Genomic DNA, 19,252 nt, shown 5'->3' with positions numbered 1-19,252 from the left:
GCGCACAGTACCCGGGCACGGTTTCGGCGTTTCGTGGCGTCTCCCACATGATGCAAGGCAGATTGGTGGGATGACCGCACCCGTACCGGCGACCGCCCTCCGGATGGGCACGACCGCCGGCCGGGGCACGCTGCTCGCCGCCGTACTCGCCTCTGGCATGGTCTTCCTCGACAGCACCGTCGTCAACGTGGCGCTGCCGAAACTTGGGCAGGACCTCGGCGCGAACGTGGCCGATCTCCAATGGACCATCAACGGCTATCTGCTGATGCTGGCGGCGTTCGTGCTGCTCGGCGGCGCGCTGGGCGACCGCTTCGGCCGGCGACGCATCTTCCTCATCGGCGTGGTCTGGTTCACCGCCGCCTCAGTGCTCTGCGGGCTGGCCCAGGACACCGGCATGCTGATCGCGGCCCGGTTCCTCCAGGGCGCCGGTGGCGCGCTGCTCACGCCCGGGTCGCTGTCGGTGCTCCAGGCGAGCTTCCATCCCGACGACCGGGGCCGTGCGATCGGCGCCTGGGCCGGGCTGTCCGGGGTGTCCACCGCGCTGGGACCGTTCATCGGGGGCTGGCTGATCGACACGCTCTCCTGGCGCTGGATCTTCTTCCTCAACCTGCCGATCGCCGTGCTGGTGCTGCTGGCCGCCCTGCGCTGGGTGCCGGAGAGTCGGGACGAGAGCGCCTCCCGCACCGAGGGACAGGGTCGGACCCGACGGCGGTTCGACGTCGCCGGAGCCCTGCTCGGAGCGCTCGCGCTCGCCGGCGTCACCTACGCCCTGATCGACGCGCCGGCCCGCGGGTTCGACTCCGCCGAGGTGCTGATCGCGGCCGTGGTCGGGGTGCTCTCCGCGGTGGCCTTCGTCCTGCTGGAGCGGCGGCGCGGTGACGCCGCGATGCTGCCCACCGGGCTGTTCAGCAGCCGACTCTTCTCGGTGCTCAACCTGTTCACAGTGGTCGTCTACGCGGCGCTCGGCGGCTTCACCTTCTTCTTCGCCGTCTACCTCCAGAACGTGGTCGGGTGGTCGGCCTTCCGCACCGGCATCGCGTTGCTGCCGATGACCCTGCTGCTGTTGGTCGGCTCCGCGCGCGCCGGTGCGCTGTCGGCGCGGATCGGCCCACGGCTGCCGCTCGCCATCGGACCGGTGGTCGCCGCGGTCGGCCTGCTGCTGCTGCGCGGCGTCGGACCGGGCGCGTCGTACTGGCGGGACGTGCTGCCAGGGGTGCTGCTCTTCGGCATCGGGTTGACCCTGGTGGTGGCACCGCTGACCGCGTCGGTGCTGGCCGCCGTGCAGGACCGGTTCTCCGGGGTGGCCAGCGGGTTCAACAACGCCGCGTCCCGGGCCGGCGGCCTGCTCGCGGTGGCGGCGCTGCCGCTGCTGGTCGGGCTCTCCGGCGGCGGGTACGAGCAGAAGGCCGAGCTGACCGACGCGTTCCGGGGCGCGATGGAGTGGTGTGCCGGGCTGCTCGTGGCCGGCGCGCTACTGGCCCTCGTGCTGGTCCACCGACCGCCCCGGGAAGCCCCGCCGTCACAGCCCTGCCATTCTCTGCCCGCCGCGACACCCCCGAAGTAGGAAGCCACTTCGGGGGTGCCGCGCACAGGTCAGCGGCGGGCGCGGTTGACGGCGCTGGTGACCGCCTTGATCGACGCGGTGACGATGTTGGCGTCGGTGCCGACACCCCAGACCGTCTTCCCGTCCACCTCACACTCCACGTACGCGGCGGCCTGCGCGTCACCACCGGAGGAGAGCGCGTGCTCGTGGTAGTCGAGCACCCGTACGCCCACCCCGACCGACTGGAGTGCGTTGACGTACGCGTCGATCGGGCCGTTGCCGACCGCGGCGAGGGACCGCTGCTCGCCGCCCACACCGACCTGGGCCTCGATCTCGACCTTGCCGTCCACCGTGCCGATCGTGTAGCCGGCCAGCCGGACCGTCGGGTCGGGCTGGTGGTCGAGCAGGTAGTGCGTCGCGAAGATCTCCCACATGGCGGCCGGGTCGACCTCGCCGCCGTCGTGATCGGTGACCTGCTGCACCACCCCGGAGAACTCGATCTGGAGCCGGCGCGGCAGGTCCAGCTGGTGCTCGCTCTTCATGATGTACGCGACGCCGCCCTTGCCGGACTGCGAGTTGACCCGGATGACCGCCTCGTAGGTGCGGCCCAGGTCCTTCGGGTCGATCGGCAGGTACGGCACCGCCCAGGTGTGCTCGTCCACCGATACGCCGGCCGCCTTCGCGTCGGCGGCGAGGGCGTCGAAGCCCTTCTTGATCGCGTCCTGGTGGGAGCCGGAGAAGGCGGTGTAGACCAGGTCGCCCGCGTACGGGTGGCGCTCGTGCACCGGCAGCTGGTTGCAGTACTCGACGGCTCGCCGGATCTCGTCGATGTTCGAGAAGTCGATCATCGGGTCGATGCCCTGGGAGAAGATGTTGAGCCCCAGGGTCACCAGGTCGACGTTGCCGGTGCGCTCACCGTTGCCGAACAGGCAGCCCTCGATGCGGTCCGCGCCGGCGAGCAGGCCCAGCTCGGCGGCGGCCACGCCGGTGCCGCGGTCGTTGTGCGGGTGCAGGCTCAGCACCACGCTGTCGCGGCGCGGCAGGTGCCGGTGCATCCACTCGATCGAGTCGGCGTACACGTTGGGGGTGGCCATCTCGACGGTGGCCGGCAGGTTGATGATCAGCGGCCGGTCCGGAGTCGGGTCGATTACGTCGATCACCCGGGAGCAGACCTCCAGCGCGTACTCCAGCTCGGTGCCCGTGTAGGACTCCGGCGAGTACTCGTAGAAGATCTCCGTGTCCGGGGTGTGGATCTCCGCGTACTTCTGGCAGAGCCGCGCCCCGGTGGTGGCGATGTCGGCGATGCCGTCCCGGTCCAGGCCGAAGACCACCCGCCGCTGGAGGGTGGAGGTCGAGTTGTAGAAGTGCACGATGGCCCGCTTCGCGCCGCGCAGCGACTCGAACGTCCGGTCGATCAGGTGCTCCCGGCACTGCGTGAGCACCTGGATGGTGACGTCGTCCGGGATCATGTCGTCTTCGATGAGCTGCCGGACGAAGTCGAAGTCGGTCTGGCTGGCCGACGGGAAGCCGACCTCGATCTCCTTGTAGCCCATCTGGACCAGTAGCTGGAACATCCGGCGCTTGCGCTCCGGCGACATCGGGTCGATCAGGGCCTGGTTGCCGTCGCGGAGATCCACGGCGCACCAGCGGGGGGCGGCCTCGACGGTGCGGGTGGGCCAGGTGCGGTCCGGCAGCTCGACCCGGAACTGCTCCCGGTACGGCTCGTAGCGGTGGTACGGCATCCGGCTGGGGCGCTGCCGGGCGATCGGATCGGTCTCAGCGTCGGTGACAGGTTGAGCCATCTCAGAGTGCTCCCTGGAACATGTGGCGTCAGCAGATCGGAAGGTGTCGGCGAGATGCCGGGCGACGGTGCGCGGCGGTGCCGAGAAGAAACTCGGATGTGCTGGACGGCGCGATGCGACTCCGCGACGAGGTGCCGGCCGGTCAGGCCTCGTCGCGGCGGCTAAGGAGGAGCAGCGCCTGCCACATGACCAGGTCACCCTACGTGATGGAACGGGGGGTGGAAAGACAGGTCCGGACTATGGGACCGGAGTCATGGCCGGTGCCGCGGCCTCGGCACCCAGCCGCGGCGTGCGTCCTGCCCAGGCCACCGCGGGCACGATCGCCAGCCCCACCAGCACGAAGATCGCTGCTATCGGTAACCAACCCCACCCGCCGGTGGTCACCCCGAGCGCGGTCAGCCCCGCCGGCGCGATCAGGTACTGGACCTGCACGCCGAGTCCGAGCGCCCCCACGTACGCACCGCGCTGGTCGGCCGGCGGCAGGGTGGCGGTGAGCCCCCAGGTGCCCGCCGACTCGATCAGCTCGGCCAGGATCAGCAGCAACGCGGCGGCCACCAGCACCACGACGGTGAGCGCGCCCCGAGTGACGCCGGAAATCGGCAGGACCAGGCAGAACAGGGCGATCAGCAGTCCACCCCGACGGGAGGCCCGGGCCGCGCCCGCCGCGGTGTCCGCGCCCCGGCTGACGCGCACCTGGAGCAGCACGATCAGGATCGTGTTGAGCAGCACCAGCCCGGCGATCACCGTCTTCGGGGCGTCGGTGTGGGTGAGAATCCAGAGCGGCAGCACCGTCAGGTAGAGCACCCCGTGCGCGGTGAGCAGCCCGGACAGCAGGGACACCGCCATGAACGGCCGGTCCCGGAGCACGGCGAGCCGACTCATCGGCTCCGCCGGTCGGGCCACCTGCGGCAGCCGGGGCAGTCGCCGCACGAAGAGGGCCGTCACGAGGAAGACCGTCGAGATGAACCAGACCATCCCCCGGTACGCCGTGATCGTGTCCACCGCCAGCACCAGGCCGCTGATCACCGCGCCGAGCCCGAAGCCGACGTTCAGCGACGAGCGCTGGTACGCCATCGCCGTGACCCGTTCGGCCGGCGGGAGCGCGTTGATCGAGTAGACCTGCCGGGCCACGCCGACAGCGGCGTCCACGGCGGCCAGCGCCACCACCACGGCGAGGAAACCCGCGAAGCCGCCCACGAACGGGTAGGTCGCGAACAGCGCCGCGTTCAGCACCAGCCCCACCACCCAGACCCGCTGCGGTCCGTACCGGTCGGTGAGCCCACCCAGCGGCACCGTGCCCAGCAGCGACACCCCCGCCGCGATGGACAGCCCCAACCCGACCTGGGCGGCGCTGAGCCCGAGTGCCCGGGTGAAGAAGACGGCGCTGCCGGCGTGGAACAGGCCGCTGCCGACGGCGTAGACCATGGCCTGCACGGCCAGGGCGCGCGTCAGCCCGGCTGGCGGTACGACGTCTCGGACGGCGGTGCGGATGGTTTCTCGGGTCCCCATTTGGCTGAGTGAACGGGTGCCCCATGACCCCGGTCGAGTCTTTTAGGCTGGACCGAATCCTGCTCCCCGGGGGTGCGTGTGTCCGAGTTGCGGTTCAGCGTGGCCGACGTGGCGGGAGTGCGGCTCGCCGTGTCACCGGCCAACGAGACGGTCATGAGCATGTGGGCGCTGGCCAACCCGGTCCGCTACGCGGTGCACCTGCCCTGGATCGACCGGGCCCGGGTGACGTTGCGTCGTCCCGAGGTGGCCGACCGGGTCCGACCTCTGGTGGGGTTGGTCGTGCCGGGTCGCTGGCTGCCCGACTTCCTCACCCCGGCGGCGCGACCGAACGTGGAGATGGCCGAGCAGCTCGACCAGATCGCCGCGACGCCGCCTGCCGTGGTGGTCCAGGACCTGCTGGCGACCACCTCACAACGACCGCTGAGCCCGTTCGGGCGGGCGCTGCTCGCCGACCCCGGCGGGCTGCTGCCGCAGGTCGTCGACGCGGTGCGGGTCTGGTACGACGAGGCGATCGCCCCGGACTGGTCGCGGATGCGGGCGCTCCTCGACGCCGACGTGGCGTACCGGGCCGCGCAGCTCGTCGAGAGCGGCGCCGGTCGGTTCGTCGAGCAGCTCCACCCGAGCCTGCGCTGGCACGGCGACCGGGTGATCAGCGACGACACGTTCGAGCGGGACTTCGACCTCCGCGATCGTGGGCTGGCGCTGAACCCGACGGTGTTCAGCGAGCGGCACGTGCTGTGGAACCTGCTGGAGGATTCGCTGCCGGCCGGCGCGTACCCGGTTCGCGCCGTCGGGACGCTCTGGGAGGCGAGCGCGCCGCCGCCCGGCGACCCACTCGCACGGGTGATCGGGCCGGGCCGGGCCGCGCTGCTGCACCTGCTCGAGACGGCGCTGACCACCACCGACCTGGCCCGACTCACCGGGATGTCCGCCGGGAACGTCTCCCAGCACCTGGCCGCGCTGCACGGCGCCGGTCTGGTCTCCCGCCTCCGGCAGGGTCGGCACGTCCTGTATCGCAACACCGAGGCTGCTGCGGTCCTTCTTCGCGCGAGCCGCGGCGAGTAGGGCCGGCGAGCGATCAGCCGAGCAGGAGTTCGGCCAGCGGTCGGCGGCGGCGTAACCCCGTCTCCTCGGCGACGAGGTCCGCCGGCAGGCTGTGCGGGTCGCCGAGTTGCCCGACGACGAGCACCGCGTACGGCCGCACGTCGGGGGGCAGGTGTAGGTCGGCGGCGAGTCCGGCGCGGTCCACGGTCAGCACCTGCCGCACGTGCAGCCCGAGCGCGGTGGCCTGCACGGTGAGATGGGCGACCGCCTGGCCCAGGTCGTACGCCGCTCCGTCCGGCGGCGTGGCGTCCGGTGCGGTGTCGCCGTCGACGTGTGCGGCGAGCAGCAGCGCGGCGGCACGGTGTGCCCACCGTTGGTCGCGCTCGGGCAGGTTGACCAGGATCCGTTTCCACGTCTCGTCGTCGCGGTGACCGAGGGTGAACCGCCAGGGTTGGCGGTTGCCCAGTGACGGTGCCCAGCGGGCCGCTTCCAACAGGGAGGACGCATCGGTCGCGTTCAACTCCTCGGTGGGGTGGAACGCCAGCGGACTCCAGCGGTAGGCGAGCAGCGGGGTGAGGTCGGTCATACGCCGGATCGTCCCGTATGGGCGATTCGCCCCCTCGGGAGGGGGTAGCTAAATGTGGGCAAGAGCACCCGTAACGGGACGAAGATCAGGGCGTTCCCGCGCTCGGGCTGTCCGACGGGTCCGGGGTCGGCGGCGCCGCGGTGTCGAGCGGCTCCCGATCGACCACCACCGGGCCGGCCAGCTGCACGGTGGCCGGTGCCGGGCCGGGTGCGGCCGCCAGCCTCAGCGACCCGGCCCCGGTTCGGACGCCGGTCGGCGTGCCGTCCTGGTCGTAGCAGTAGATGCCCACATCCAACGGGGCGTTGAGCGACGCCGAGGTGGAATCCACCGAGTAGCAGGTGCCGGTGAGGCCCTCGGGCGCGTCGGCCGGAGCGACCGCCAACGGCGCGCGTCGGTCGGTGAGCACGTACAGCCAGTCGGTGAGCAGGTGCTGGACCCGGGGGTCCGACCGGCGTGGGATCGCGTCGTCGCGATCACCCAGACGTACGCAGCTCGCCGACTCGGTATGACCGGCCGACGGTAGGGCGCACTGGAACAGCCCGTCGGCCGTGTTGGCCATCGAGACATCGGCGGTGCCACCCAGGGCGCCCCCCGGCACGTCCACCCGCCAGCTGCCGTCGTTCGCGCTGGTGAGAACGATGGTTCGATCCGGTTGACCCGCCTGGCTGTAGACGTACTGGGCCACCAGGTGACGGTCCTGAGCCGCCGCGGCCAGCGCGGCCAGCTCATCCCGTGCGGCGTCCACCTCGACCGGCCCCGGATCGACGGGCGGCGGAGTCGGAGGCTGCTCACTGGTGCAGGCGACCAGGAGGGCCGGCAGGGCGAGGACGAGCGGCCCGAGCACGCGGCCGGCCGAACGGATGAGGACGGGCACCGGCCCATTCTGGTGGGTGTGGGCGGTCGGTGGGTGCCGGCGCGTACCGGGCTCGTTCCGGCGTGTCGGGCGGGGCGTCCCCGCGTACCCACCCGACCTGGTGGGACCGGCCCGGCCGGGCCCGGGCGGGCCGGATCGTGGGATCACCTGACCCGGCTTCGTTACCCGCCGGATACCCTCATGAGGTCTGACACGCGCCGCCGGCCCCGGTTCCGGCGGCGTCGGCACGCTCAGGGTCGCTGGGAGGGAGTGCACCGTCGTGGCACTCGTGGTGCAGAAGTACGGCGGGTCCTCCGTCGCCAACGCCGAGCGGATCAAGCGGGTGGCCGAGCGCATCGTCGCCGCCCGCAAGGCCGGCGACGACGTGGTGGTGGTGGTCTCCGCGATGGGCGACACCACCGACGAGCTGCTCGACCTGGCCAACCAGGTCAGCCCGCTGCCGCCGGGCCGCGAGCTGGACATGCTGCTCACCGCCGGGGAGCGGATCTCCATGGCCCTGCTGGCCATGGCCATCCACAACCTGGGGTACGAAGCCCGCTCGTTCACCGGTTCGCAGGCCGGCGTGATCACCACCTCGGTGCACGGCCGCGCCCGGATCATCGACGTCACCCCCGGGCGACTCAAGGGCGCGCTCGACGAGGGGTCGGTGGTCATCGTGGCCGGCTTCCAGGGCGTCTCGCAGGACACCAAGGACGTCACCACGCTGGGCCGCGGTGGTTCGGACACCACCGCGGTGGCGCTCGCCGCCGCCCTGCACGCCGACGTCTGCGAGATCTACACCGACGTGGACGGCATCTTCACCGCCGACCCGCGGATCGTGCCCAACGCCCGGCACATCCGGCACATCACCTACGAGGAGATGCTGGAGCTGGCCGCGTGCGGCGCGAAGGTGCTGCACCTGCGTAGCGTGGAGTACGCCCGGCGGGCGGGGTTGCCGATCCACGTCCGTTCGTCATACTCGACCAACACCGGCACGATGGTCACCGGATCGATGGAGGACCTTTCCGTGGAGCAGGCACTGATCACCGGAGTCGCGCACGACCGCAGCGAGGCCAAGATCACGATCGTCGGGGTGCCCGACGAGCCGGGTGCCGCCGCGCGGATCTTCGACACCGTCGCCGGCGCCGAGATCAACATCGACATGATCGTGCAGAACGTCTCCACCGAGGGCACCGGCCGGACGGACATCTCGTTCACCCTGCCCAAGGCCGACGGCCCCACCGCGATGGCGGCGCTCAGCAAGATCCAGGAGCCGGTCAAGTTCAAGGGCCTGCTCTACGACGACCACGTCGGCAAGGTCTCACTGATCGGCGCGGGCATGCGCTCGCACCCCGGGGTGGCGGCCGGCTTCTTCGCCGCGCTCGGCGCCGCCGGGGTCAACATCGAGATGATCTCCACCTCCGAGATCCGGGTCTCCGTGGTCTGCCGGGACACCGACCTCGACGCTGCCGTCCGCGCCATCCACGACGCGTTCGAGCTGGGCGGCGACACCGAAGCCGTGGTCTACGCGGGGACGGGTAGGTAGCGCCGATGACGGCGCTGCCCACCCTCGCCGTGGTCGGAGCGACAGGTGCCGTCGGCACCGTCATGTGTGAGCTGCTCACCGGGCGACGCAACGTCTGGGGTGAGATCCGGCTGCTCGCCTCCGAGCGCTCCGTCGGGCGCCGGGTGCGCTGCCGGGGCGAGGAACTTGTCGTCCAGGCGCTGACCCCCGAGGCGTTCGACGGGGTCCAGGTGGCCATGTTCGACGTGCCCGACGAGGTCTCCGCCGAGTGGGCGCCGACCGCCGTCGCCCGGGGCGCGATCGCGGTCGACAACTCCGGCGCGTTCCGGATGGACCGCGACGTCCCGCTGGTCGTCCCGGAGATCAACCCCGAGCAGGTCCGCAACCGACCCCGGGGCATCATCGCCAACGCCAACTGCACCACCCTGGCGATGATCGTCGCCGTCGCGCCGCTGCACCGCGAGTACGGCCTACGAGAGCTGGTGCTCGCCTCCTACCAGGCGGTCTCCGGAGCCGGCCAGTCCGGCGTCGATATCCTGCACGACCAGCTCACCAAGGTCGCCGGCGATCGGGCGCTCGGCTCGCGTACCGGCGACGTACGCCAGGCGGTCGGCGACGACCTGGGCCCGTTCCCGGCACCCATGGCGCTCAACGTGGTCCCCTGGGCCGGCTCCCCGGCGGACAGCGGCTGGTCGTCGGAAGAGATGAAGATCCGCAACGAGTCGCGGAAGATCCTCGGCCTCCCCGACCTCAAGGTCTCCGCCACCTGCGTCCGGGTGCCGGTGGTCACCGCCCACTCGGTCGCCGTGCACGCGGTCTTCGCCACCGAGGTCGACGCCGAGGGCGCCCGCGAGGCGCTGCGCAACGCACCCGGGGTGATCCTGGTCGACGACCCCGCGGCCGGGGAGTTCCCCATGCCGATCGACGCCGTCGGCACCGACCCGTCCTGGGTCGGCCGGATCCGCCGTGCCCTGGACGACCCCCGCGCCCTCGACTTCTTCGTCACCGGCGACAACCTCCGCAAGGGCGCAGCCCTCAACACCGCCCAGATCGCCGAACTCCTAGCCAAAGAACTCCGAACCCCCTAACAGCTGTTTCGTCACCTCCGCGCACCGCCGCCCCCACCCTGCGCAGGTCGATCATGGAGTTGTGGTGGGCGCTTTAGCCCCGGCAGCAGCAAATGTCCCCCACCACAACTCCATGATCGACGGGGTGGGGTGGGGTGGGGTGGGGGTTACGCGGCGGAGAGCAGGACGCCGTCTCGGCCCTGGCGTTTTACCGCGTAGAGGGCCTGGTCGGCTCGCTTCAGGGTGCGGTCGGCGGTTTCGCCGGGGCGGGGCAGCGCGACGCCCACGCTGATCGTGCGGCCGATGCGTCGAGCCGCCTCGGTGAGCCGTTCGGCGATCCGGACCGCCTCCTCCGGGCGGCTCACCTCGATCACCGCGACGAACTCGTCGCCACCGATCCGGTACAACTCGTCGCCGTGCCGCAGCGCACCCTCCAGCGCCCGGGCCAACCCGACCAGCACCCGGTCGCCGGCCTGGTGGCCGTACGTGTCGTTCACGATCTTGAAGCCGTCCACGTCGATCGCCAGCAGGGCCGTACGCCCGGGGGTGGCCGCCGCGATCCGTTGCCCGAACGGGCCGGTGTGCCGCAACCCGGTCAGCGGGTCGGAGCTGGCCTGTTCCCGCAGCCGGGCCAGCGTGCGCAGCCGGTCCACGCTCGTCCAGGCCTGCCCGGCGAGCAACTCCATCAGGCTGACCGTGGTCGGGTCCGGACGCAGCGCGCGTTCGTCGGCGACCAGCAGCACCCCACCGGCGTCCGTCGGCCCGACCGGCACGGCGACCAGCGTGCGTACCCCCGCCCGGGTCAGTGGGCGGTAGTCCTCGGTCGGGGGATGCCCGGCCTCGCCCAGCGTGTACCCGGCGCCGTACCGGTGTGCCCGCTCGACCATCCGGTCCAGGGCGGCCGGACCCGCCCCGGCCAGCTCGGCGCGGATCCGGGTCTCCAGGTCGCTCGGCGTCGCCGGGGACGGGCCGAGCTGGCCGCCGATCAGCAGTAGTGCGGTGGAGAGCGTGGAGACCTCCCGGGCGGCACGGGCCGCCGCCCCCATCACCTCCCCCTCGTACGGCGCGGAGGAGAGCGCGGCGGCGTGCCGGAGCAGCTTCTCGCTGCGGCTCTCCGCCGGTGGGCCACCGAGGGCGCCGATCCGCGCGCCGAGCCCGTCGGCCAGCCGCTGCGCGGTCTCCCGCCACGGCTCCAGGTCGGTCGGCTCACTCCACTGAAGGTCGAGCACGCCGATCGCCCGACCCGTCGGGTCCAGCACCGGTACGCACAGCTCGGCGGTCACATCCGGGCGTACCGGTAGGTAGTCCGGGTCGACGGTGACGTCCGGGACGACGGCGGGAGCGCCGGTCGCGTACACCCGGCCGACGATGCCGGTCCGCGCCGGCACGGTGGCGAAGACCTGCCAGGCCCCGGTCGCCGCGACGCAGCGCAGGCGGTCGTGGACCGCGAGCAGCACGGAGATGGTCGCCGGGGTGTGGCGGGACAGCGCGGTGACCGTCCACCGACACGCTTCCGGCGTGCTCGACGCCATCGGCAGGCGGACGGTGACGTCACGGATGACTCGCTGATGATCCACTCGCACGTCGTTCCAGGTAGGGGAGGGGCCCGGCCGACGCCGAACCGCTCGATCAAGCGTACTCACGGTGGCTGGGACCGGCCGGGCTTCGTACACACGTGCTATCCACAGGCTGTGGACGCAGCCTGTGGACGCATGCCCCCCGGGATGCCGCGACCGGCGATAGCGTGGAGCATCCCGGCGCCGAGGAGGCGAGCCCATGCTCATCGCCCAGCTCAGTGACCCGCACCTGACCACCGGCCTGCTCGCCGCCGAACCGGCCGCCGGGTTGCACCGAGCGCTCGGCCGGGTGCTGGCGTTGCGACCCCGACCGGACTGCGTGGTGATCAGCGGCGATCTGGCCGACCACGGCCAGCCCGACGAGTACGCGGCGTTGCGCGAGGTGATCGGCCGGTTCCCGCTGCCGGTGCACCTGACCACCGGCAACCATGACGACCGGGAGTCCCTGCTCGACGCGTTCGGCGGCACACCGTGGCTGGGCGGCGGCTTCTCCGCCTACTACCACGTCGACCACGAGGCGGCGTCCGTCGTGGTGCTCGACTCGCTCGTCCCCGGCAGCGACGGCGGCCAACTCGGCGAGGAACAGCTCGGCTGGCTTGACGGGGTGCTGGCCGGGCGGCCCGAGGTGCCCGCCGCGATCTTCCTGCACCACCCGCCGGTCGCGGTCGGCATCCCCGCGGCGGACTCCATCCGGCTCGCCGACGGTGACGCGCTCGCCGAGGTGATCGGCCGGCACCGGCACGTCGTACGGGTCGGCGCCGGCCACCTGCACCGCCCGGTCACCACGGCGTACGCGGGCACGGTCCTCACCGTGGCACCCAGCACGTGGAAGCAGAGCACGCTCACCATGAGCGCCGACGAGCAGATCGGTTGGGTCAACGAGCCCACCGCCTTCCTGCTGCACTCGGTCGAGGCCGGCGGCTGCGTCACCCACACCGTGCAGGTCAGCCACTCCGCCGGGCAGACCTGCGGCTTCTGAGGGGTTCGTCATGCTGGCCTGGTACGTCTCGTACGGCTCGAACATGCACGCCGCCCGGCTGGGCTGGTACATCGGCGGCGGCTGCCCACCCGGCGGAAAGCGGACGTACCCGGGCTGCCGCGACCGGCGCCCACCCAGCCGGTCGACGCCCGTGTCGCTGCCCGGCGGCATCTACTTCGCCGGCGAGTCCGGTGCCTGGACCGGCGGCATGGCCTTCTACGACCCGCACCTGCCGGGCGAGGCCGCGGCCCGCGCCTACCTGGTCACCCTGGAGCAGTTCACCGACATCGCGGCCCAGGAGATGTACCGCCCTCCGGGCGACACGACGGAGCTGATCCCGGCGACCGGCGCGGCCATCGACGCCGCCGTCGCCAACGGACGGGCCAGGCTCGGCCCGGGACGGTACGAGACGCTGCTCTGCCCGGGCAGCCGCGACGGTGTTCCGATGCTCACCTTCACCGCCCCCGAGGGGGCGTCAGCCGTGCCGTGCCGACCTCCCGCGCCGATCTACCTCGGCATGATCGCCCGAGGGCTGCGCGAGTCGCACGGCTGGCCGGCCGAACGGATCGCCACCTACCTGGCGGCCCGGCCCGGCGTGGCGGGCGCCTGGCCACCGGAGGCCGTAGCGGCCCTGGTCGACGAGGCGCTGGCCGACGGCTGACCGACCAACTCGCGCCTCGTCGGCCGTTGGTGCGGTCAACCGAGCAGGAACTCGCGCAGCGCGGGGGCCAGCGTCGCCGGCGGCACGTCGTGGTAACCGCCGTCGAGGCTCACGGACCGGCCGCCCGGCACGGCCTCGGCCGCCGCGCGACTCGCGTCCCGCAACCACTGTGGACTGCCGGTGCTGTCCACCGCGAGGGTGGGCGCGGTGATGGCCGCCAGCCGGTCGGCGGGGAGTCGCCCTCCGGCGGTGACGATCGCGTCGTACACCAGGGTGTGCGCGACCGCCGTCAGCCCACCCCACATCGGTTGCGACCGCATCCCGGTGATCTGCTCGGCCGGCAGCCCCACCGAGGCGCTGAGGAAGGTCTCCACCGCGCCGTCCCGGTCGTCGGCGGCGATCAGCTCAATGAGCTGCGGGGTGATGTCCTTGCGGACGCCCACGTGTGAGCCGACCTGGAACGGCGGCTCGAACATGACCAACTTGGTCACCGGCAGGCCCTGTGCGGTGGCGAGAGCGGCCAGGACGGCCCCGGAGGAGATGCCGTAGACGGCGGCGGAACCATCCGCAGCCGCGATCAGGGCGGCCAGGTCGTCGATCTCGCGGCCGACCTCGTACGGTGCGGTGTCGCCGCTGTAGCCCCGACCCCGACGGTCATAGCTGAAGGCGGTGAAATCCGGTGCCAGTGCGGCGCCCAGATCGCGGGTCGCGTTGCGATCGCTGAACGCGCCGCCGACCAGGATGACCGCCGGCCCGGCACCGGACCGCTCGAACGCGATGGGTGTGCCGTCGACCGATCGCACCTGCTCCGCCACGGGTGTCGTTCCGCTCACGATGCCGCCCCCCACTCCTCGTTGGTCGTCCCGTCCTTTCTAGACCCTGGGTCCGACGTTGTCCGGCAGACCGCGTTAAACGATGATCGATAGCGGCCTCGGCGTACGCGCTGCTCCGATGCGCTGCCCGGGTCGACCGGTGGGCGTCCGGATGAGAGGCTGTCGGGGCGGGGGCCATGCTCAACCACCGTCATCCGCGACCCTTTCTACGGCGCCCGTCGGCGGCCCCGGTCGACCCAGAGTCCGGGCACCGTACGCGCCGATTCTCACGAGGAGATCCATGTTCATACCCGGGATGCGTCGGGCCGCTGTCGGCCTGACCGCGCTCGCGGTGGCCGCTTTCGGCGCGGTCGCCACCAGCCCTGAGCAAGCCGACGCGCGGCCGAAGCCGGTCGACGTCACCCTGCTCGCCCTCAACGACTTCCACGGCAACCTCGAACCGCCGAGCGGGTCCAGCGGCACCATCGCCGGGCAGACCGCGGGTGGCGTCGAGTTCCTCGCCACCCACCTTGCCGAGCTGCGCGCCGCAGCCAAGAAGAAGAACACCATCACTGTCGCCGCCGGTGACCTGATCGGCGCGTCCCCGCTGCTCTCGGCCGCGTTCCACGACGAGCCGACCATCGAGGCGCTGAGCATGGCCGGGCTGGACTACGCCAGCGTCGGCAACCACGAGTTCGACGAGGGCGCCGCCGAGCTGCTGCGAATCCAGAACGGCGGCTGCCACCCGGTGGACGGCTGCATCGACGGCACCCCGTACCGGGGGGCCGGCTTCCAGTACCTGTCCGCGAACGCCTTCAAGACCGCGACCGGCAAGCCGCTGATGGCGCCGTACGCGATCCACAAGGTGCAGGGCGTCAAGGTCGGCTTCATCGGCATGACCCTGGAGGGCACCCCGCAGATCGTCAGCCAGCAGGGCGTCGCCGGCCTCAGCTTCGCCGACGAGGCGGACACCGCCAACCGGTACGCTCGCGAGCTGCGCCGCAAGGGTGTACAGGCGATCGTCGTCCTGCTGCACGAGGGTGGCACCCAGGCCGCGACCGGCGGGATCAACGACTGCGTCGGCATGACCGGCCCCATCGTGGACATCACCAACCGGATGGACCCGTCGATCGACGTGGTGGTCAGCGGGCACACCCACCAGGCGTACAACTGCGACATCAACGGCAAGCTGGTCACCAGCGCCAGCTCGTTCGGTCGCCTGGTCACCGACATCGACCTGAAGATCGACCGTCGGTCCGGCGATGTCATCTCCGCCGCCGCGAACAACGTCGTGGTCACCCGCGACGTCGCCAAGGACCCGCGGCAGACCGCGCTGATCAACCGGTACAAGACCGTGCTCGGCCCGGTCGCCGGACGCCAGGTCGGCGTGACCAGCCAGGCGATCACCCGGAGCCAGGAAACCCTCTTCGGTACGAGTCTGGGCGAATCGCCACTGGGCAACCTGATCGCCGACGCGCAGCTCGCCGCCACCGACGACGAACAGAACGCCGTCGCCGCCTTCATGAACCCGGGCGGGGTCCGGGCCGACCTCGACGCCGGCCCGGTCACCTACGAGGAGGCGTTCACGGTGCAGCCGTTCGCCAACAACCTGGTGACACTGGACCTCACCGGGGCGCAGCTCTACTGCGTCCTGGAGCAGCAGTTCGTCACCGGTCGGACCCTGTACCCGTCGGCCACTGTGGGCTACGTGGTCGACCCGAACGGCACCACCGGTACGGTCGCCGACCCGTGCGCCGGCACCCGCGTGGTCCGGGGCAGCCTCACCCTCGGCGGCACCACCGTCGACAACGCTGCCACCTACCGGGTGACGGTGAACAACTTCCTGGCCGGCGGCGGCGACGGCTTCAGCGCCCTCACCGGCGGCACGAACCTGGTCACCGGCCAGATCGACCTGGACGCCTTCGTCGACTACCTGACCGCCCAGTCGCCGGTCTCCGCGCCGACGCTGGACCGGATCCGCACCACCGCCGAGGTCCCCGCCGCCTGACGGCCGACCCCGCGATCATCGGGCCCCGGAGCACCAGCTCCGGGGCCCGACCCGTCCCAGACCCAGACCCCGCCCGCCCGCGCCCGCCCGCGCCCGTCCCCGCGCACGCCCGCGCCCGCCCGCGCCCGCCCCTCGGGGCAAGATCGCGCTCGAACATGGATGTAGTGGCATCGGCGCGTGGGGATGCCACTACATCCAGGATTGAGCGCGATCTTGGCCCGCGACAAGATCAACGGCGAGATCAATGAGGAAGATCCGCGCAACTTCCCGGATGTTGCTGTCTCCCGCGCGCCCGAGGCACCGACTTCCGGGAAGTTGCTCGAATCTTGGTGCGGGGTGCGGGGTGCGGGGTGCGGGGTGCGGGGTGCTTGGCGCAGCGCGGTGCTGTGCGGGGTGCTTGGGTGAGGCGCAGGATGGGGGTATGTCGCGGGCGGCGCGGAGGGGCGGTCGAGGTCAGGCCGGGGCGGGCGTGGGGTTGGGGGATGCCGGGGTGGTCGTCGCCAGGCCGTCCTGCTCCGTGGTGAGCAGCCGGCGCAGGGAGAGCGCGACCAACGAGGCGACCAGGCAGCCGCCGACCACCGTCGCCACCCAGACCATGCCGTTGGCGGCGCCGATGAGCGGGCCGGCGGTCACTGGGCCGATCACACCGCTGATTCCGAAGATCATCGAACTCATCGCGTTGTATCGGCCGCGCAGCTCGTCGGTGGCCAGGGCGTTGGTCAGTGCGGGCATCACCGGGGACAGCATCGTCTCGCCGAAGCCGAAGATCGCCGAGCAGAGCACCACGCACAGGGCGGCCAGTACGGCGTTCTCAGCACTGACCAGGCCGGCCGCGCCGAGGACCAGCCAGGCGGCGGCGAACACCGCTCCGACCACGGCCAACGCCCGGGTGCGGCTGCGTCCCTCGATACGGCGGATCACCAGCAGTTGCGCGAGCACGATCATCACGGTGTTGGCCGCGAGCGCCCAGGCCACTACCCGGGGGTTCACCTCGGCCACCCGCACCGCGTACGCGGCGAAGCCCACCTCCACCTGCGCGTAGCCGCAGGTGGTGAGGATCAGCCCGAAGATCACCAGCCGCCGGAACGGGCGGTCACGGAGCACCGTCAGGTAGCCGCCGGGCGACGGATCGTCGACGCCTCGACGTTTGCCGAGTCGGTGGCCCACGCCGGGCAGGGTGAGCAGGATCAGCGCCGGCATCAGGTAGGTCACCGCGTCCAGCAGGTAGATCGCCTGGAAGGTGCCGGGCCGGGCGGTGTCGACGATCGCGCCGGAGGTCATGCCACCGATGCCGATGCCGAGGTTGAGCAGGGCGAAGTTCAACCCGAAGACGCGTTGCCGCTCATCGTCGTCGGTCAACGACGCGAGGATGGTGTTCTGCCCGGACCAGATCGCCGAGCTGCCGATCGCGATCACCGTCATCACCAGCAGGGCCGAGCCGGTCGAGTGGACCAGCGCCAGCGAGCCGGTGCCGATGGCCTCGATCAGCAGGCAGGGCACCACCACGCGGCGGGCGCCGATCCGGTCGATCAGCGTCCCGCCCAGCGGCGACAGGGCCAGGGTGACCACGCCGTACCAGCCGATGACGAGCCCGGCGCGGGTGTCGGTGAGCCCGCGGACATCGGTCAGGTAGATGAACAGGAACGGCAGGGTCAGACCCCGCCCGATCGCCGAGAGCAGAGTGCCGAGGAGGATCCGGCGAGCTTCCGAACGGCGGGGCAGGGCGCGACGCAGCATGCCGGCATTCTGTTCGGTGGGTCTGACGCCGCGCGAACCGTTTTGGCCACGCCACGCGGTCGCCGGGACCGGCAGGTGACCAATCCCACGTTGATCCACTGGCCGTGATCGCGGCCGGTCGGTGTCCGCCGGGTCTGCGATGCTGGCTCGATGACCGGCACCTGGCGACATCTGCCCGCTACCGCCCGCGCCATCGCGTTGACCGCAACGACGGCCGTCGCCGCCGCCCAGGCACGCGACGCTCAGGCGTACGACGAGGCGGTCAGCGGTCTCGCCGCAGACGAGCGTTCCGGCCTGGTGCTCGGCGCGGTGGTCCGGTTACTGCTGGAGGAGAGCCATCCGGACGGGTTGGCCGGCGACGACATCCGTCAGGTGTTGACCCACTGTGTGCAGGAGTCGACGCGGTGGCGTTCGGATGTCGACCCGCACGTGGTGCTTGTCCTGCTGGCCGGGGCGTTGGGGGTGTACGACCCCGACGGCGACGAGTCATCGCCGGACGCGACGGCGCTGGCCCGACACGCTCCGCTGCTGGTGGCCGACCTGTTGGCGGCGACCAGCGTGCCGTTGGACGGCTACCTGGCCGCCGCGTTCGCGGAGATCGAGCGCACCGAGCGGCAGGACTGAGATCGAGCGCACCGAGCGGCAGGACTGACCGGCCCGCGCCACCCCGAACAAGGTGACGCGGACGGGCGTCAGGCCGGGTCGGGGGTCCGCTGCGCCACGACCTCCAGGTACTCCGCCGGGATGCGGACCGTGGCGTCGGTGGCGCGGGTGTGGGTGCGGGCCAGCTCCACCAGATCGGCGTGCAGGTCCGGGCGCCGCTCCTCGGGCAGTGCCTCGAACGCCTTCAACGTCGGCCCGTAGTTGACCCGGAAGAAGTCGGCGAACTCCTCCGGTGTGCCGAAGCGGAAGACGAACTCCCGGCGTACCGCCCGCAGTTCACCCACGGCCGCGCCGAGCAGTTCGCGGACCCGGCCCTCGTCGCCCCACTCCACCGGCGGGCGCAGCCCCGCCGGTGGCGACACGTGCCGCCCCACCGTGCGGAACAGGTCGCCGATGAAGCCCTGCGGCGTCCACGACGCCAGCGCCACCGTGCCGCCGGGCCGGCAGACCCGGACCAGCTCGGCCGCCGCCCGCTCCTGGTCCGGCGCGAACATCACTCCGACGACGGAGAGGACCGCGTCGAAGGACCCGTCGGCGTACGCCAGGCGCTCTGCGTCGCCGGTCACGAACGTGACTGGGAGTCGCTCCGCAGCGGCGCGGGCCTGGCCGCGTTCCAACAGTTCGGGTACGTAGTCGACGCCGGTCACGACGCAGCCGCAGCGGGCGGCGGCGATGGCGGCGTTGCCGGACCCGGTCGCCACGTCGAGTACGCGGGCGCCGGCCGACAGGTCGGCGGCGGTCACCAGAAGCTCGGAGATCGGGTGGATGAGCGCGGCGACCGCGCCGTAGTCACCGCTGGCCCATGTCACCTGCTGGCGTGCCTTCACGGCGATGAGATCGGGTGCGATGGTCATCGGTGGTCCCCCTCGGACATTGTGGTGTGCCA

General features: G+C 71.8%; 16 protein-coding genes. 8 read left to right on the top strand and 8 right to left on the bottom strand.

The window, feature by feature from the left end; genetic code table 11:
- Positions 1–70: 70 nt before the first annotated feature.
- On the top strand, positions 71–1,564 hold the full coding sequence (locus tag ACQRWP_RS26930) for an MFS transporter (RefSeq protein WP_430498701.1): 1,494 nt from the start codon (positions 71–73) through the stop codon (positions 1,562–1,564).
- Positions 1,565–1,593: 29 nt separating this feature from the next.
- Here the strand turns inward: ACQRWP_RS26930 and leuA are convergent, their stop codons facing one another.
- Positions 1,594–3,345 (bottom strand): 2-isopropylmalate synthase, encoded by a 1,752-nt coding sequence (leuA, locus tag ACQRWP_RS26925; protein WP_430498699.1) that lies wholly within the window; start codon positions 3,343–3,345, stop codon positions 1,594–1,596.
- Positions 3,346–3,582: 237 nt separating this feature from the next.
- Positions 3,583–4,854, bottom strand: a complete 1,272-nt coding sequence (locus tag ACQRWP_RS26920; protein ID WP_430498697.1) for an MFS transporter — start codon at positions 4,852–4,854, stop codon at positions 3,583–3,585.
- A 78-nt stretch (positions 4,855–4,932) separates the two neighbouring features.
- On the opposite strand from ACQRWP_RS26920, the gene ACQRWP_RS26915 reads away from it, so the two are divergent.
- Entirely contained in the window at positions 4,933–5,919 is a 987-nt protein-coding gene (locus tag ACQRWP_RS26915; protein WP_430498695.1) for a DUF5937 family protein, read from the top strand.
- A gap of 13 nt (positions 5,920–5,932) precedes the next feature.
- On the opposite strand, the gene ACQRWP_RS26910 is transcribed toward ACQRWP_RS26915, so the two are convergent.
- A complete protein-coding gene (locus ACQRWP_RS26910; protein ID WP_430498694.1) occupies positions 5,933–6,484 on the bottom strand; it encodes a nitroreductase family protein in 552 nt (183 codons plus the stop codon).
- A gap of 85 nt (positions 6,485–6,569) precedes the next feature.
- Positions 6,570–7,358, bottom strand: a complete 789-nt coding sequence (locus ACQRWP_RS26905; protein WP_430498692.1) for a hypothetical protein — start codon at positions 7,356–7,358, stop codon at positions 6,570–6,572.
- Positions 7,359–7,617: 259 nt separating this feature from the next.
- Here ACQRWP_RS26905 and ACQRWP_RS26900 point away from each other — a divergent pair, with 259 nt between their 5' ends.
- Together ACQRWP_RS26900 and ACQRWP_RS26895 are read left to right on the top strand one after the other, a co-directional pair.
- The gene (locus ACQRWP_RS26900) at positions 7,618–8,883 is read left to right on the top strand and encodes an aspartate kinase (protein WP_151491046.1); all 1,266 of its coding nucleotides are present in this window, start codon (positions 7,618–7,620) and stop codon (positions 8,881–8,883) included.
- A 5-nt stretch (positions 8,884–8,888) separates the two neighbouring features.
- Positions 8,889–9,950, top strand: a complete 1,062-nt coding sequence (locus ACQRWP_RS26895) for an aspartate-semialdehyde dehydrogenase (RefSeq protein WP_430498690.1) — start codon at positions 8,889–8,891, stop codon at positions 9,948–9,950.
- A gap of 146 nt (positions 9,951–10,096) precedes the next feature.
- Here the strand turns inward: ACQRWP_RS26895 and ACQRWP_RS26890 are convergent, their stop codons facing one another.
- The gene (locus ACQRWP_RS26890; protein WP_430498688.1) at positions 10,097–11,506 is read right to left on the bottom strand and encodes a diguanylate cyclase; all 1,410 of its coding nucleotides are present in this window, start codon (positions 11,504–11,506) and stop codon (positions 10,097–10,099) included.
- A 199-nt stretch (positions 11,507–11,705) separates the two neighbouring features.
- Here ACQRWP_RS26890 and ACQRWP_RS26885 point away from each other — a divergent pair, with 199 nt between their 5' ends.
- Together ACQRWP_RS26885 and ACQRWP_RS26880 are read left to right on the top strand one after the other, a co-directional pair.
- Positions 11,706–12,485, top strand: coding sequence for a phosphodiesterase (locus tag ACQRWP_RS26885; RefSeq protein ID WP_430498686.1), 780 nt, complete (start codon positions 11,706–11,708; stop codon positions 12,483–12,485).
- 10 nt (positions 12,486–12,495) lie between these two features.
- Complete coding sequence (locus ACQRWP_RS26880) at positions 12,496–13,146, top strand: histone deacetylase (RefSeq protein WP_430498685.1); 651 nt, start codon at positions 12,496–12,498, stop codon at positions 13,144–13,146.
- A gap of 35 nt (positions 13,147–13,181) precedes the next feature.
- Here ACQRWP_RS26880 and ACQRWP_RS26875 read toward each other — a convergent pair whose 3' ends face one another.
- Entirely contained in the window at positions 13,182–13,979 is a 798-nt protein-coding gene (locus ACQRWP_RS26875) for an alpha/beta fold hydrolase (protein ID WP_430498683.1), read from the bottom strand.
- Between the two features lie 280 nt (positions 13,980–14,259).
- On the opposite strand from ACQRWP_RS26875, the gene ACQRWP_RS26870 reads away from it, so the two are divergent.
- Positions 14,260–15,966: a bifunctional metallophosphatase/5'-nucleotidase gene (locus ACQRWP_RS26870; RefSeq protein ID WP_430498681.1), complete on the top strand. Its 1,707-nt coding sequence runs from the start codon at positions 14,260–14,262 to the stop codon at positions 15,964–15,966.
- A 453-nt stretch (positions 15,967–16,419) separates the two neighbouring features.
- Here ACQRWP_RS26870 and ACQRWP_RS26865 read toward each other — a convergent pair whose 3' ends face one another.
- Positions 16,420–17,703 (bottom strand): MFS transporter, encoded by a 1,284-nt coding sequence (locus tag ACQRWP_RS26865; protein WP_430498679.1) that lies wholly within the window; start codon positions 17,701–17,703, stop codon positions 16,420–16,422.
- 150 nt (positions 17,704–17,853) lie between these two features.
- On the opposite strand from ACQRWP_RS26865, the gene ACQRWP_RS26860 reads away from it, so the two are divergent.
- Positions 17,854–18,327, top strand: coding sequence for a hypothetical protein (locus ACQRWP_RS26860; protein ID WP_430498677.1), 474 nt, complete (start codon positions 17,854–17,856; stop codon positions 18,325–18,327).
- Between the two features lie 68 nt (positions 18,328–18,395).
- On the opposite strand, the gene ACQRWP_RS26855 is transcribed toward ACQRWP_RS26860, so the two are convergent.
- Positions 18,396–19,220 (bottom strand): class I SAM-dependent methyltransferase, encoded by an 825-nt coding sequence (locus ACQRWP_RS26855; protein WP_430498676.1) that lies wholly within the window; start codon positions 19,218–19,220, stop codon positions 18,396–18,398.
- Positions 19,221–19,252 lie beyond the last annotated feature (32 nt).

The organism is Micromonospora trifolii (assembly GCF_050516465.1).
Taxonomy (GTDB): Bacteria; Actinomycetota; Actinomycetes; order Mycobacteriales; family Micromonosporaceae; genus Micromonospora; species Micromonospora trifolii.
This window is presented reverse-complemented; position numbering and strand designations above follow the sequence as displayed.

Excerpts from the sequence above, each read along its gene's own strand:
- ACQRWP_RS26930 (WP_430498701.1), top strand. The coding sequence starts at position 71 with ATGACCGCACCCGTACCGGCGACCGCCCTCCGGATGGGCACGACCGCC.
- leuA (WP_430498699.1), bottom strand. The coding sequence starts at position 3,345 with ATGGCTCAACCTGTCACCGACGCTGAGACCGATCCGATCGCCCGGCAG.
- ACQRWP_RS26920 (WP_430498697.1), bottom strand. The coding sequence starts at position 4,854 with ATGGGGACCCGAGAAACCATCCGCACCGCCGTCCGAGACGTCGTACCG.
- ACQRWP_RS26910 (WP_430498694.1), bottom strand. The coding sequence starts at position 6,484 with ATGACCGACCTCACCCCGCTGCTCGCCTACCGCTGGAGTCCGCTGGCG.
- ACQRWP_RS26895 (WP_430498690.1), top strand. The coding sequence starts at position 8,889 with ATGACGGCGCTGCCCACCCTCGCCGTGGTCGGAGCGACAGGTGCCGTC.
- ACQRWP_RS26885 (WP_430498686.1), top strand. The coding sequence starts at position 11,706 with ATGCTCATCGCCCAGCTCAGTGACCCGCACCTGACCACCGGCCTGCTC.
- ACQRWP_RS26880 (WP_430498685.1), top strand. The coding sequence starts at position 12,496 with ATGCTGGCCTGGTACGTCTCGTACGGCTCGAACATGCACGCCGCCCGG.
- ACQRWP_RS26870 (WP_430498681.1), top strand. The coding sequence starts at position 14,260 with ATGTTCATACCCGGGATGCGTCGGGCCGCTGTCGGCCTGACCGCGCTC.
- ACQRWP_RS26865 (WP_430498679.1), bottom strand. The coding sequence starts at position 17,703 with ATGCTGCGTCGCGCCCTGCCCCGCCGTTCGGAAGCTCGCCGGATCCTC.
- ACQRWP_RS26860 (WP_430498677.1), top strand. The coding sequence starts at position 17,854 with ATGACCGGCACCTGGCGACATCTGCCCGCTACCGCCCGCGCCATCGCG.
- ACQRWP_RS26855 (WP_430498676.1), bottom strand. The coding sequence starts at position 19,220 with ATGACCATCGCACCCGATCTCATCGCCGTGAAGGCACGCCAGCAGGTG.